The organism is Roseococcus sp. SYP-B2431, assembly GCF_004336745.1.
Lineage (GTDB): Bacteria > Pseudomonadota > Alphaproteobacteria > Acetobacterales > Acetobacteraceae > Roseococcus.
This window is the reverse complement of record NZ_SJXD01000025.1, coordinates 494,272-507,241: the sequence shown is the minus strand read 5'-3', so window position 1 is coordinate 507,241 and position 12,970 is coordinate 494,272. Positions and strand designations below refer to the sequence as shown.

The window sequence follows — 12,970 nt, the reverse complement described above, 5'->3', positions numbered from 1 at the left end:
CCTCCTCAGTTCCAGCCGCCGCTGGGGGGCTGTACGGCGATGCAGTGCCGCGCCGTCGCCTCGCAGGTGTCGAACCACACGCCGCCCTTCTCCTTCATCCGGGTGATGAGCTTGTCCATCATCAGCGTGCGCAGCGCGCGGCCCGAGACGAAGGGATGCATGCAGATGTTGAGGTAGCCGCGCCCCGTCGCGTGCTGCTGCAGGAAGGCCTCCCACCACATGTCCATCACGCGCTCGGGATCGGAGATGCGCTGCGCCGCGTTGGGCGTGCCCATCCAGGCGAAGGAGTAGAACATCGCGTCGTCGATGGCGTAGTGGAACGGCAGGTTGATCAGCACGTTCGAGCCGTCGGGATCGCGCAGGTAGTGCGGCATGTGGCTCGCCGAGCCGTTGGAGCGGTAGATGTAGCCGAGCTCGCGCAGGAGCTTGTGGCTGTGGCCGCTGCGGGTGCCGACGCCGCGGTAGCCCGCGATCCTCGCCAGCGCCTCGGTGGAGCGCGTGAGGTGGTCGCGCTCCAGCTCCGGCTCCTTGGGAACGCGGTGCTCCCACATGTGGTCGGTGATCTCGTGGCCGCTCTTCGCCGCAGCGGCCAGGGCCTGCGGATAGAGCTCGCAGATGCGGCCCGGCGTGAAGATCGTGCCCTTGATGCCGTGGCTGTCGAAGAGCTCGATCATCCTCCAGATCCCGACGCGCCCGCCGAACTCACCCTTGGCGAGCTGCATGGCCGGCTCGTTCATCAGCCGGCGCAGCAGCATGGCGTCGAAATCGGCGGTGAGGTTCACCGCGATGCGCGCGCCGCCCGGCCATTTCGGATCGGTGATCGGCTCGTGACGGGCGAGGTGCCGCTTGGCCGCCGCGTCGAGCTCGTCCAGCTCCGCGTCGAGATTTTCCGTCAAGGCCGCTTCCCCATTCGACGTTTCGCGGGGATGCTCCGACACCGGCGCGCGGCACGCAAGAGGTCGCGCGGGGACAATCGCATTCATTATGATGACGCCGCCGATGGAGGGTGCCCAGCATGCCGAACTATTCGCCCAAGGACTTCCGCGCGCTGACCTGGCACGACGCCACGCCGGCCTTCACCACCGGCAAGGACACGCCGCGCGCCTATCTGGAGCGCTGCCTGGAGACGATCGCGGCGCGCGAGCCGGTGGTGAAGGCCTGGGTCGTCATGAACGAGGCCGGCGCGCGCGAGGCGGCCGATGCCAGCACGGCGCGCTGGAAGGCCGGCCAGCCGCTCTCGCCGATCGACGGCATGCCCATCGGCATCAAGGACCTGCTCGAGACCAGGGACATGCCGACCCAGATGGGCTGCAAGGCCTATGAGGGGAACTTCCCGAAGCGCGACAACGCGGCCGTCTGGGCGCTGCGCGAGGCGGGCGCGGTGGTGCTGGGCAAGACCACCACGGCGGAGCTCGGCGGCTCGCATCCCCCGGCGACCACCAACCCCTTCGACCCCGCGCGCACGCCGGGCGGTTCCTCCTCGGGGTCGGCGGCCGCGGTGGGCGCGCGGATGGTGCCGGCCGCGATCGGCACCCAGGTGGGCGGCTCCATCATCCGGCCGGCCGGCTATTGCGGGAACTTCGCCCTGAAGCCGACGCAGGGCGGCATCAACCGCGGCGAGCGCCAGGCGACCAGCATGAGCACCCATGGGCCCCATGCCGGCAGCATCGAGGACATGTGGCAGGTCGCCATCGAGATCGCGACGCGCGCCGGCGGCGATCCGGGCCGCCTCGGCCTCTTCGGCCCGAGCACCACGCCCGAGGCGCGCAAGCCCATGACGCTCGCCGTGATGGAGGCCGAGGGCTGGGCCCTGCTGGACGACGCCAGCAAATCGGCCTTCGAGACGCTGATCGAGCGACTCCGCGCCACCGGCGTGACGGTGCTTCGGCGCGGCGACAATCCGATGATCGAGGCCTTCGAGGAGTCGCTGCAGGGCATCCAGGTGCTGACCAACACCATCACCGCCTGGGAGAACCACTGGGGCCACCGCAACCTCGTGAACGCCGATCCGGACGGGGTGAGCCAGCGCATCAGGAACACGCTGGCCGGGGCCGAGAAGCTGACGCCGGCCGACTACCGCACCCTTGTCCTGCGGCGAGAGGAGATCCGGCAGCGCCACGCGGCCCTCGCGCCGCTCGTGGATGCGATGATCGCGCCCGCCTCGCCGGGGCCGGCGCCGCTCTGGCCGGGCGACGTCCCGGGCCAGCCGCTGGCGCCGCGGCCCACGGGCGATGCCGTCTACAACACGCCGAGCTCGGCGCTCGGCGCGCCGGTCGTGACCTCGCCCATGACGGCCGTCGGCGGCATGCCGATGGGCATCCAGCTTGTCGGACAGCCGCATTCGGACGCGGCAATGACGGCGATCGCGCGGTGGATGGTGGAGACCATCGAGCCGGCGATCGCCTGATCGGCCGTTACCGCCAGCCGTAATACGGGCGGGGCGGCGGCCGGTAGTAGCGCGGCGGAGGCGGCGGCCCGTAATAGCCATAGCGGCGCGGCGGCCCGTAATAGCGCCGCGGTCCGTAGTAGCGTCGCGGGCCGTAATGGGGCCGGCCGTAGTAGGGCCGGCCGTAATACTGCACGGGCGTCACGCCTGCGCCCCATTCCACCTGGCCGGGATTGAACGGCGCGGCCGTGGCCTGTCGGGGCGCTGCGCCCGACGAGAGAACCCCGATCCCGAGCGCGGCTGCGATGAGAAGGCGACGCATGGTTCCTCCTTCAGGATTTCCATATGCCCCCTTCAACCCTTTCGGTGGGGCGAGGTCGCGGCAGGGCTGCCTTTTTCCTGGGGCAAAGTGTAACGGTCTGTAAAGCGCCGAGGCCGGGCCATGCCGCGGAATTTGCACTCGCGGGCCCTCGGCCTGTAATCGGGCATGGACCGACACCCTGGAGGTCTCCATGTCCGTCGCCCGACGCGCCCTCGCGGCCCCCGTGCTGCTCGGGCTGACCGCACGCGATGCCCTGGCCGAGCGCCCACGCATCGGCCAGGTGGCCGCCGTCACCGGAGAGGCGCGCGCGGACTATACCGGCGTGCCGACGCGAATGCTCTCGGCCCAGGACGCGCTGCTGCTGAACGACACGCTCAGCACCGGCCTGGCCGCGCGGCTGGCCTGCCGGCTGGTGGGCGGGCTGGAGATCCGGCTCGGCGAGAAGGCCAGCCTGCGCATCGACGCGCTGACCCTCGACGGTCCGCGCCCAGGGACGGTCCTGCGCGTCTTCGAGGGGCCCCTGCTGCTCGACCGCGCGCCGCAGGCCGGCACCTCGCCCATCGAGGTGCGGCTGCCCTGGGCCCGGATCGGCGTGCGCGGCACCCGCTTCTTCGCCGGCCTCCTGGACGGCCGCAACGCCGTCTTCGTCGAGCGCGGGCGGGTCGCCGTGCAGGCCGGCGGCGGCACCGCCGAGCTCGGCGCGGGCGAGGGCGTCGACCAGGCCGTGCCGGGCGGCCCCCTCGGGCCGGTGGTGCGCTGGGGGGCGCCGCGCATCGCGCGGGCGATGGCGCTGGTCAGCTGAGACGGGACCGCCGGAGGGCTTCGCCCGGCGGCGTGAACCGATCGTCAACCGAGCGGCCTGACCTCGACCTCGCCCTCCAGGCCGCGCAGCCCGAAGCGCCCGACCGGCCCGGGCAGGGACGCATCCTCGATGCCGGCCACCAGCGCGCGCCGGCCCAGGCTCTTGCCCAGCTCCTGCAGCCGCGCGGCGAGGTTCGCCGCATCGCCGCAGACCGACCAGGTGAGGCGCGAGCCGCCCACCTCCCCCGCCAGCACCTCGCCGGCCGTCACGCCGATGCGGGTCTCGCCCCAGCCGAGCGCGCGGGCCGCCGGACGCTGCCGGAAGTCCTCGGCGAAGGCGTCGATGGCCCGGGCGGCGGCGAGCGCGCGGGCCGCATTGTCCGCCTGCGGCACGGGCGCGCCGAAGACGGCGAGCACGCTGTCCCCGATCAGCCGCTCCAGCGTGCCGCCCTGCGCCAGCACCGCCGCCTCAATGCCGGCGAGATAGGCGTTGAGCGTGGCGACCACCGCGTCGGGGCGGCCCGCGCGGACCATGGCAGAGAAGCCGGCGAGGTCGGTCATCACCACGGCGACGCGGCGAAGCTCCGGCCGCAGCCGCTCCGCCTCGGGCATGGCGAGGAGCTGGTCCGCGACGCCCGTTGGCAGGCGATGCGCGAAGCGCGCCAGCAGCCGCGCCCTCTCGCGCGCGAGGCGCCGCGCCGTGGCCGCCGCCTCGGCGAGCCCGCCGGCGAGCGCGGCGGCGGCCGGCAGGACGGGATCGACCAGCGTCGCGCCCAGCCGCAGAGCGGTCAGCGCGGCCATGGGCCAGGCGAGGGCCAGCAGCAGCGCCAGCAGGAAGCCGGGCCCGGGCGCGCGGCTCACCGCGAAGGCGGCAAGCAGGCCGAGCAGCAGGCCGGTGGCCGCCTCCGTCCAGGGGCCACCCGCCAGGCGCAGCGGCACCCAGCCGGCCGCGAGCTGCGCCACCGCCTCGGCCTGGATGTGCAGCGCGGGCGTGAAAGGGCCGAGCGGCGAGGGGCGCAGCGGCGCCGCCTCAGGCGCCGTCACGCCGATCAGCACGATGCGGCCCCGTGCCGCCTCTCCCGCCTCGCCGCGCAGCACGGCGGCGGCGCTCAGGCGCGGCACGGGACGAAGCGGCGGATCGAGGCGGAGCAGCCCATCCCACGGCAGCGGCAGGCCCGCCCGTCCAAGTTGGATCAGCACGGGCGATCCCTCGCGCAGCAGCAGCGTCTCCATGCGCAGCGCGGCCGCGAGGGCGGCGAGCGCCAGGCCCGGCAGCAGCGGCTCGCCGGGCGCCGCGACGCGCGCCAGCATCGGCACGGAACGGATCGTGCGGCCGGGCAGCGCGCCGAGCCCGGCGGGGATGTCCGGCAGGGGCTGCGGCTCCACGCCGCGCAACAGGGGAAGCCCGGTGAGATCGGGCGCCCCGAGCGTGGCCACAGGGAGGCTGCGCGGCTGCGGCAGCGCGCCCTCGAGCACCGCGACGACGCCCGGCACGATGGAGAGCGCCTGCCGCAGCGCCGCGTCGCCCTCGGCCGGCTCGACCAGCGAGACGTCCAGCACCACCGCCGCCGCGCCATCCCCGGCGAGGCGCGCGGCCAGCCGCGCCAGGGTCGCGCGCGGCCAGGGCCAGGGGCCGAGCTCGGCCAGCTCCTCCTCGCCGATCGCGACGGCCAGGACGGGGGCTGCGGCATCCGGCCGCGGCCAGGCGCGGATCAGCGCATCGGCGGCGGTTTCGCGCAGCTCGCCGACGGGCGCGGCGAAGAGCAGCCCGGCGCCCGCGACCAGCGCCGCCGCCAGCGCGCCGGACCTCATCCCTGCCCGGCGAGCTTGCGCAGCCCGTCCGGATCGGCGAGCCGCAGCCCCACGCGGGCCTGCTCCACCAGGCCGCGGTCGCGCAGCTCGGACAGGGCCAGGTTCACCTTGGGCCGGCTGGCCGCCACCAGCGCGGCGATCTGGCTTTGCGACTGGCGGACCAGCCCGCTGGGATCCACCGCCGCCAGCCGCAGCAGGGCCCCCGCCAGCCGTTGCGGCAGGGGCTGCAGCGCCACCGCCTCCGCCTGGTCGGTGGTGCGGCGGATCCGGGCGGCGAGGGTGCGCAGCAGGGCCAACGCCAGCTCCGGCTCCTCGCGGAGGATCGCCTTCGCCTCGGCGTGGCGGAGCAGCAGCGCGGCGACGGGGGTGAGCGCGGTGGCGTCGGCGCTGCGCGGCTCGCCGTCGATCAGCGCGATCTCGCCGACCGGCTCGCCCGCGCCGGCCAGGCCGATCGTCATCTCGCGCCCGGCGGGGGTGGAAAGGTGGAGGCGCACCAGCCCGTCCAGCACAAGCAGCATCCCCTCGCCCGCATCGCCCCGGCGGAAGATCGGCGCGCCCGCGGCGTAGCGCACGCGTCGCGCGGCCGCGGCCAGCCTTGCCCTGGGGCCCTCCGGCACGTCGGCGAGCAGCGGCGACCGGTCGATCGCGCGGCGGATGTCCTGGGGTTCGGCCACGGGGCGAGCATGCCACCGCCCTGTTCCGGACGGAACACGCAAGCATGGGCCGCCCACGGCATCGGGCGGCCATGCCCTCGCCCCGTCGAAGTCGTCCAGGCACGGCACGCCGCCTGAGCCGTCCGGCAGCGGCGCCGGCTTCCGCGCTCCGGCGATCCGGCGCTGGCGATGCAGGCCCGCCCCGGGCGGGCCTTAGGCGGCTGCCCAGGAGATGTTCACCCGGCCGGCCGATTGAGCAGGCCGGCCCTTCCCCGCGTCCCGGGACCGCCTCGTCCGGGTTGCGCCGGGGGCGGATCGGCGCATGCTCCCGACCGGATCGCCATCCCGGCCGAGGAGTCCCCCATCATGCAAAGACGCAGCCTGCTCGCGGCCACCGGCGCGGCCCTCACATCCCCCTTGGCCGCCCCTTCCGCCGCCCGCGCGCAATCCGCCACCACGCTGAAGTTCACGCCCCAGCAGGACCTGGTCACGCTCGATCCGGTCACCACCACGGCCTATATCAGCCGCAACCATGGCTACATGGTCTTCGACACGCTCTATGGCATGGACAGCAAGTTCCAGGCCGTGCCGCAGATGGTGGACGGCCACACCGTCGAGAACGACGGCAGGCTGTGGAACCTCACGCTGCGCGACGGCCTGCTGTGGCACAATGGCGAGAAGGTGACGGCGCGCGACTGCGTGGCCAGCATCAGGCGCTGGGCCAAGCGCGATCCCTTCGGCGAGGCCCTGATGGCCGTGACGGAAGAGCTCAGCGCGCCCGACGACCGGACCATCCGCTTCCGCCTGAAGCGCCCCTTCCCGCTCCTGCCCCTCGCGCTCGGCAAGGCCTCGGTGCCGGTCTGCGCCATGATGCCGGAGCACCTGGCCAATACCGACCCCTTCCGCCAGGTGCCCGAGATCATCGGCTCCGGTCCGTTCCGCTTCAAGGCCGATGAGCGCATCCCGGGCGCCCGCGTGGTCTATACGAAGTTCGAAGGCTACGTGCCCCGCCGCGACGGCCCCCGCGAGTGGACGGCCGGCCCCAAGGTCGTGAACTTCGACCGCGTCGAATGGACCGTGATGCCCGACAGCGCGACGGCGACCAATGCGCTGCTGGCAGGCGAGGCCGACTGGCAGGAATACGCCTTCCACGCCCTGCTGCCGCTGATGCGCCGCAACCGCCGTGTCCAGGTCCGCGTGCTCGATCCCACCGGCTTCGTGGGCATGGTGCGCGTGAACCACACCCAGGCGCCCTTCAACAACCCCGCGATCCGCCGCGCGCTTTGGAGCGTGATCGACCAGGTGTCCTACATGCAGGCGCTCGTGGGTCCGGCCGAGACCAGCCTCTACAACACGCCGCTCGGCTTCTTCGGCCACGGCACGCCGATGGCCTCCACCGCCGGGCTCGAACCCCTGATGGGCCTGCGCAACGTCGAGAAGGCCCGGGCCGACCTCCAGGCCGCGGGCTATAACGGCGAGAAAGTGCTGTTCATGATCCCCTCGACCTCCGAGCCCAACGCGCTCGTGGGCCCCGTGGTGGTCGACAGCCTCCAGCGCGCGGGCATGAACGTCGAGGTCTACTCGGTCGAGTTCAACGCCATGCTCCAGCGCCGCAACCGTCGCGGACCCGTCTCCGAGGGCGGCTGGAGCGCCTTCGTGACAAATTGGGTGGGCACCGACTGGCTGAACCCCGCGGGCCATATCGCGCTGCGCGGCAACGGCGATGCTGGCTATGGCGGCTGGGCCACAATGCCCAGGATCGAGGAACTGCGGAACGCCTGGTTCGAGGCGCCCGACCTCGCCAGCCAGCAGGCGATCTGCCGCGACATCCAGGTCGAGGCGATGCGCGAGGTGCCCTATTACCCGACCGGCCAGTACCTGATGCCGACCGCCTTCCGTTCGGACATCCGCGACGTGAATCCGGGCTTCTGCACCTTCTGGAACGTCCGTCGCCAGGCCTGAGGCAGGTGAGGGCCCGCCGGATGCGCATCCGGCGGGCCCCGCATCATTCATCAAGAGGAACGAGACATGGCCAACGACGCGGTGCGCCAAAGCGCGCTCGACTACATCGCCGCCAATGAGAAGCGGCTTTCCGCCTTCAACGCGAAGATCTGGTCCTACGCCGAGCCGGCCTGGCGCGAATACAAGTCCGTCCGCGACTATGTGGAGCTGCTGCGCGCCGAGGGCTTCGAGGTCGAGGAAGGCTCAGGCGACATGCCGACCGCCTTCGCCGCCAAGTGGACGCAGGGCAGCGGCGGGCCGGTGCTGGCCAGCTTCTCCGAATACGACGCGGTGCCCGGCAATTCGCAGCAGGTCGTGCCCTACCAGGCCCCGCGCGAGGGCGTGCACCCCTATGCTGCCGGCCATACCGACCCGCATTCGATGCTCGGCACGGCCGCGCTGACGGGCATCCTCGGCGCCAAGGCCGCCATGCAGCAGCACGGCGTGGCGGGCACGCTGAAGCTCTTCGGCGAGCCGGCCGAGAAGGTCTGCGGCTCCAAGCCCATCCACGCGGCCAAGGGCTATTTCGACGACATGGACGCCGCCGTCGTCTGGCATCCCTGGCCCTACAACACCGTCACCGGCGAGACGCATTTCGGCGCCTATTGGAGCGCGGTGATCAGCTTCGAGGCGACCTCGCCCGAGACCTGGATCGACCCGACGCTGGTGCCCATCGAGGGCGCGCATGCCCAGGCCCGCTGCCCCGGCGCGCTCGACGCGCTGTGCCTGATGTACACGACCACCAAGTACACCAAGGAGGCGATGTTCCCGCATGCCGGCTCCTGGACGCTGAACGAATTCGTGCTCGGCGACGGCGGCGCGACCTCGGACAACCTGCCGCCGCGCTTCTCGCAGATCCAGTATTCCTGGCGCTCCTCCGCGCTCGGCATCCAGGAGCAGATCTGGCGCGTGCTGGCGAACAACGCGAAGCATGTCGCGGCGATGACGGGCTGCAAGGCCCATGTGCGCTGGGTGACCAAAACGCGCGTCGGCCTGCCCAACCAGGCGATGACCGACCTCACCTGGAAGAACCTCCAGGCCGTGGGCGCGCCGGCCTATTCGGAGGAGGCGCTGGAGTTCGGCCGCGCGATCCAGAAGAACCTGGGCCTCGAGCCCATGGAGGATCCCTTCATCGAGACGGTGACGCGCCTGATGCCGCCCGAGGAGAACGAAGCCCGGCTGCGCGGCGGCCTGCCCGCCTGGCAGAAGCATCTCAGCGCCGACGACTATGTCGAATATTCCTGGCACGCGCCGACGGTGCGCCTGCTGGCCGCGCGCCCGCGCATGCGCCCGCCGACCAAGGGCTATGCTTATCCGAACTGGGCCTTCAACGCGCTGGGCGGCCTGCCCGCCGCGATCGACCCGGGCATGTTCGTCGCCGGCAAGACGATGGCGCTGACGCTGGTCGACCTCGCGACCCTGCCGGAGGCGCTCGCAGCCGCGCAGGCGGAGTTCAAGGAGCGCACGGGCGGCGGCGTCGGCGGCGGCAAATGGGTGGGCCCGCTCCTGCCGAAGGACTTCGTGCCGCCGGTCGATCTCTGGTGGCCGGAATACGTCTCGACGGCGCGCGGCGAGGAATGGTGCATCCCCACGCCGGTCAGCGGAACCGGCGCCGGCGAGGAACTCTGAGACGAGGGGGGCTTCGCCCCCCTCGCACCCGTCCACCGGGGCCCCGCGCCCCGGCGCCGTTCCGGCCTATTCGATCCTGACCCCGGCGATCCGCACCACCTCGCGCCAGCGCGCCACCTCGCCCGCGACGAAGGCGCCGTATTCCGCGGGCGACATGCCGCCTTCCGCGCGCAGGCCGAGCTGCTCGATCTGCGCCTGCACCTCGGGCTTGGCCGTCGCCTCCCGCAGGGCCGCGTTCAGCCGCGCCACGAGCGGCGGCGCCATCCCCGCAGGGCCGCAGAGGCCGAACCAGGCCGCGGCGACAAGATCCGGATAGCCGAGCTCGGCGAAGGTCGGCGCGTCCGGGGCGCCGGGGGTGCGCTCGCGCGAGGCCACCGCCAGCACCCGCAGCGTTCCCGCCCGGATCAGCGCCGCATGCGTCGAGAGGTTGTCCAGGATGGCATCGATGTTGCGCGCGACCAGATCCGCCTGCGCCGGCGCGCTGCCGCGATAGGACACATGCGTCATCTCGATGCCGAGGCGGCGATGGACCATCTCGCCCGTGAGATGGGCGAGGCTGCCCGTCCCGCCCGAGCCGAAGGTCATCGGCGCGCCCTTTGCCCTGGCCGCGGCGATGAAATCGGCCAGCGTGCGATAGGGCGACCGGGCATTCACCAGGAAGGCGATGGGGCCGCTGGCAATCAGCCCGATATGCGTGAAGTCACGGATCGCGTCATAAGGCTGGTTCGGATAGAGCCCCGGCGCCACGCCATGCGCGGCCGAGGAGGTGGCGAGCAGCGTATACCCGTCCGCCGGCGCCTTCGCGACAACGTCGGTGCCGACCTGCCCGCCCGCTCCCGTGCGGTTGTCCACCGGGAAGGGCTGGCCGAAGCCGCGCTCGAACTGGGCGCCCACGATCCGGGCGAGCAGGTCCACCCCGCCTCCGGCGGCAAAGGCCGCGACGAGGCGCACCGGGCGCGTGGGCCAGGCCGCCTGCGCCCGGGCCGTCATGGGCAGGGCGGCCGCGCCGAGACCCAGGGCGCGACGGGAGGGATGGATCATGGGCTGTTCCGAGAGCGCCTTCACGAGGCCGGAGACGTTGCGGCGCTCCCAGCCTAGTCGAGAGGAATGCCGGAGGGAACGCCCACGGCTCGCGGCTTCGCCGCAGAGGTCCCGGCGGCGCCGGAGCTCCTGGCGGACATGGCCTTGCGCCACCAATTAAGGGAGGCTTGGGTTCTCCCGGAGTTTCGCCGATGTCGGAAAAGCTGGTCTGGCGCGTGGAGGGCATGGACTGCGCGGGCTGCGTGGCCAGCCTCACCCGCGCGCTCGAGAAGATGCCGGGCATCTCGGGGATCGAGGTGAACCTGATGGCGGAGCGCCTGACCGCCTCGCTGTCCACCGCCCGGCCGGAGGAGGTGGAACGCCAGGTGGCGGCCCTCGGCTTCACCGCGACGCCGCTGGCCACGGCGGCGGCCCCCGACGAGCACCAGGGCCATTCGCATCACGGCCATGACGACCCGGCCGAGGCGGAGAAGCCCTGGTGGGCGACCGGGAAGGCGAAGCTCACCTGGCTGCTGGGCGGGCTGGTGGGCGCGGCGACCCTGCTCTCGCTGGTCCTGCCGGAGCGGCTGACCGACCCGCTCTTCGTCACGGCCACGGCGGTGGCGCTGATCCCCTTCGGGCGGCGGGCCCTGGCGCTGGCCCACATGGGCAGCCCCTTCTCCATCGAGACGCTGATGTGCACGGCCGCGATCGGCGCCGTCCTCATCGGCGCGGCGGAAGAGGCGGCCGTCGTCGTGCTGCTCTTCGCGCTGGGCGAGATGCTGGAGACGATCGCCGCCGGGCGCGCGCGGGCCGGAATCCGCGCGCTGGCCGCGCTGATGCCGCGGACCGCGCTGCGCGTGACCGCCGCCGGCGGCACGGAGGAGGTCCCAGCCGCGCGCCTCGCGGTCGGCGATCTCGTGCTGGTCCGTCCCGGCGACCGCGTCGCCTGCGACGGAACCATCGAGGAGGGCCGCTCCGCGCTGGACGAGAGCCCCGTCACGGGCGAGAGCGTGCCGGTGGCGCGCGGCCCCGGCGAGACGGTGCGCGCGGGCTCCATCAATGCCGAAGGCGCCCTGCGCCTGCGCGTCACGCATGCGGCCTCCGACAACACGATCGCGCGCATCATCCGCATGGTGGAGGAGGCCTCGGCCTCGCGCGCGCCGACACAGCGCTTCATCGAGCGGTTCTCCGCCTGGTGGACGCCGGGCGCGATGATCGTCGCGCTGCTGGTGATCCTGGCGACGCCCCCGCTCCTGGGCTGGGACTGGGCGACCAGCCTTTATCGCGGCCTCGCCGTGCTGCTGATCGCCTGTCCCTGCGCGCTGGTGATCTCGGTGCCGGCGGCCATGGCCTCGGGGCTTTCGGCCGGCGCGCGGCGCGGGCTGCTGGTGAAGGGCGGCGCGGCGCTGGAGGCGATCGGCGCCGCGTGCCACATCGCCTTCGACAAGACGGGCACGCTGACCGAGGGGCGGCCGCGCGTGACGGACCTGATCCCCGCCGAGGGCCGCTCCGAGGACGAACTCGTGGCCCTGGCCGCGGCGGTGGAGCAGGGCAGCGCGCATCCGCTGGCCCGCGCGATCCTGGCCGAGGCCGGCCGGCGCGGCCTGAGCCTGCCGCCGGCGCGCGGCTTCTCGGCCACCCCAGGCAAGGCGGTGCAGGCCGTGGTCGCCGGGCGGGTGGTGATGGTCGGCAGCCCGCGGCATGCGCCGGTGTCCGGCCCGCTCGCCGCGACGCTGGAGCGCCTGGAGGGCGAGGGCAAGACGGTCTCCGTCGCGCTCATCGGCAACGCGCCGCTGGGCCTGATCGCGCTCCGCGACGAACCGCGCGCGGATGCGGCCGCCGGCATGGCGGCGCTCGCGGCGCTGGGCGTGCGGCCGGTCATGCTGACGGGCGACAATGCGCGCACCGGGGCGGCCATCGCCGCCAGGCTGGGCCTGGAGGCGAAGGCGGAGCTGCTGCCCGAGGACAAGCTGCGGGAGATCGCCGCGCTCAGGGCCCTCGGCCCCGTCGCGATGGTCGGCGACGGCATCAACGACGCGCCGGCCCTCGCCGCGGCCTCGGTCGGCATCGCCATGGGCGGCGGCACCGATGTCGCGCTGGAGACGGCCGACGCGGCCGTGCTGAAGGACCGCGTAACGGGGGTGGCCGAGCTCGTCGCGCTCTCGCGCGCCACCATGGCCAATGTGAAGCAGAACATGGCCGTCGCGGTCGGGCTGAAGGGCGCCTTCCTCCTGACCACGCTGGCCGGGATCACGGGGCTGTGGCCGGCCATCCTGGCCGATACGGGCGCCACCGTGCTGGTGACGCTCAACGCGCTCCGTCTGCTGCGCTGGAAGCCCTGAT

10 protein-coding genes are annotated in these 12,970 nt (G+C 73.2%); 5 read left to right on the top strand and 5 right to left on the bottom strand.

Annotation, left to right across the window (positions count from 1 at the left end; all coding sequences use genetic code 11):
• Positions 1–5: 5 nt before the first annotated feature.
• Positions 6–896, bottom strand: coding sequence for a polysaccharide deacetylase family protein (locus EJV46_RS13695; protein ID WP_165585525.1), 891 nt, complete (start codon positions 894–896; stop codon positions 6–8).
• 119 nt (positions 897–1,015) lie between these two features.
• Here EJV46_RS13695 and EJV46_RS13690 point away from each other — a divergent pair, with 119 nt between their 5' ends.
• Positions 1,016–2,407 carry an amidase gene (locus EJV46_RS13690; RefSeq protein WP_131549193.1) on the top strand — a complete coding sequence of 464 codons (1,392 nt, stop codon included), beginning with the start codon at positions 1,016–1,018 and terminating at the stop codon, positions 2,405–2,407.
• 7 nt (positions 2,408–2,414) lie between these two features.
• Here EJV46_RS13690 and EJV46_RS13685 read toward each other — a convergent pair whose 3' ends face one another.
• Positions 2,415–2,708: a hypothetical protein gene (locus tag EJV46_RS13685; RefSeq protein ID WP_131549192.1), complete on the bottom strand. Its 294-nt coding sequence runs from the start codon at positions 2,706–2,708 to the stop codon at positions 2,415–2,417.
• A gap of 190 nt (positions 2,709–2,898) precedes the next feature.
• Between EJV46_RS13685 and EJV46_RS13680 the strand changes: the two genes are divergently transcribed.
• A complete protein-coding gene (locus EJV46_RS13680) occupies positions 2,899–3,510 on the top strand; it encodes a FecR domain-containing protein (protein WP_131549191.1) in 612 nt (203 codons plus the stop codon).
• 44 nt (positions 3,511–3,554) lie between these two features.
• On the opposite strand, the gene EJV46_RS13675 is transcribed toward EJV46_RS13680, so the two are convergent.
• Positions 3,555–5,321, bottom strand: coding sequence for an adenylate/guanylate cyclase domain-containing protein (locus EJV46_RS13675; protein ID WP_131549190.1), 1,767 nt, complete (start codon positions 5,319–5,321; stop codon positions 3,555–3,557).
• Positions 5,318–5,995, bottom strand: coding sequence for a Crp/Fnr family transcriptional regulator (locus EJV46_RS13670; protein ID WP_131549189.1), 678 nt, complete (start codon positions 5,993–5,995; stop codon positions 5,318–5,320). Before EJV46_RS13670 ends, EJV46_RS13675 begins: the two co-directional genes overlap by 4 nt.
• A 345-nt stretch (positions 5,996–6,340) precedes the next feature.
• Between EJV46_RS13670 and EJV46_RS13665 the strand changes: the two genes are divergently transcribed.
• Both EJV46_RS13665 and EJV46_RS13660 read left to right on the top strand, forming a co-directional pair.
• Positions 6,341–7,936, top strand: coding sequence for an ABC transporter substrate-binding protein (locus tag EJV46_RS13665; RefSeq protein ID WP_131549188.1), 1,596 nt, complete (start codon positions 6,341–6,343; stop codon positions 7,934–7,936).
• Positions 7,937–8,002: 66 nt separating this feature from the next.
• Positions 8,003–9,604, top strand: coding sequence for an amidohydrolase (locus EJV46_RS13660; RefSeq protein WP_131549187.1), 1,602 nt, complete (start codon positions 8,003–8,005; stop codon positions 9,602–9,604).
• Positions 9,605–9,670: 66 nt separating this feature from the next.
• On the opposite strand, the gene EJV46_RS13655 is transcribed toward EJV46_RS13660, so the two are convergent.
• A complete protein-coding gene (locus EJV46_RS13655; RefSeq protein WP_131549186.1) occupies positions 9,671–10,645 on the bottom strand; it encodes a tripartite tricarboxylate transporter substrate binding protein in 975 nt (324 codons plus the stop codon).
• A gap of 191 nt (positions 10,646–10,836) precedes the next feature.
• Between EJV46_RS13655 and EJV46_RS13650 the strand changes: the two genes are divergently transcribed.
• On the top strand, positions 10,837–12,969 hold the full coding sequence (locus tag EJV46_RS13650; RefSeq protein ID WP_240782546.1) for a heavy metal translocating P-type ATPase: 2,133 nt from the start codon (positions 10,837–10,839) through the stop codon (positions 12,967–12,969).
• The last annotated feature ends 1 nt before the right edge of the window (position 12,970 follow it).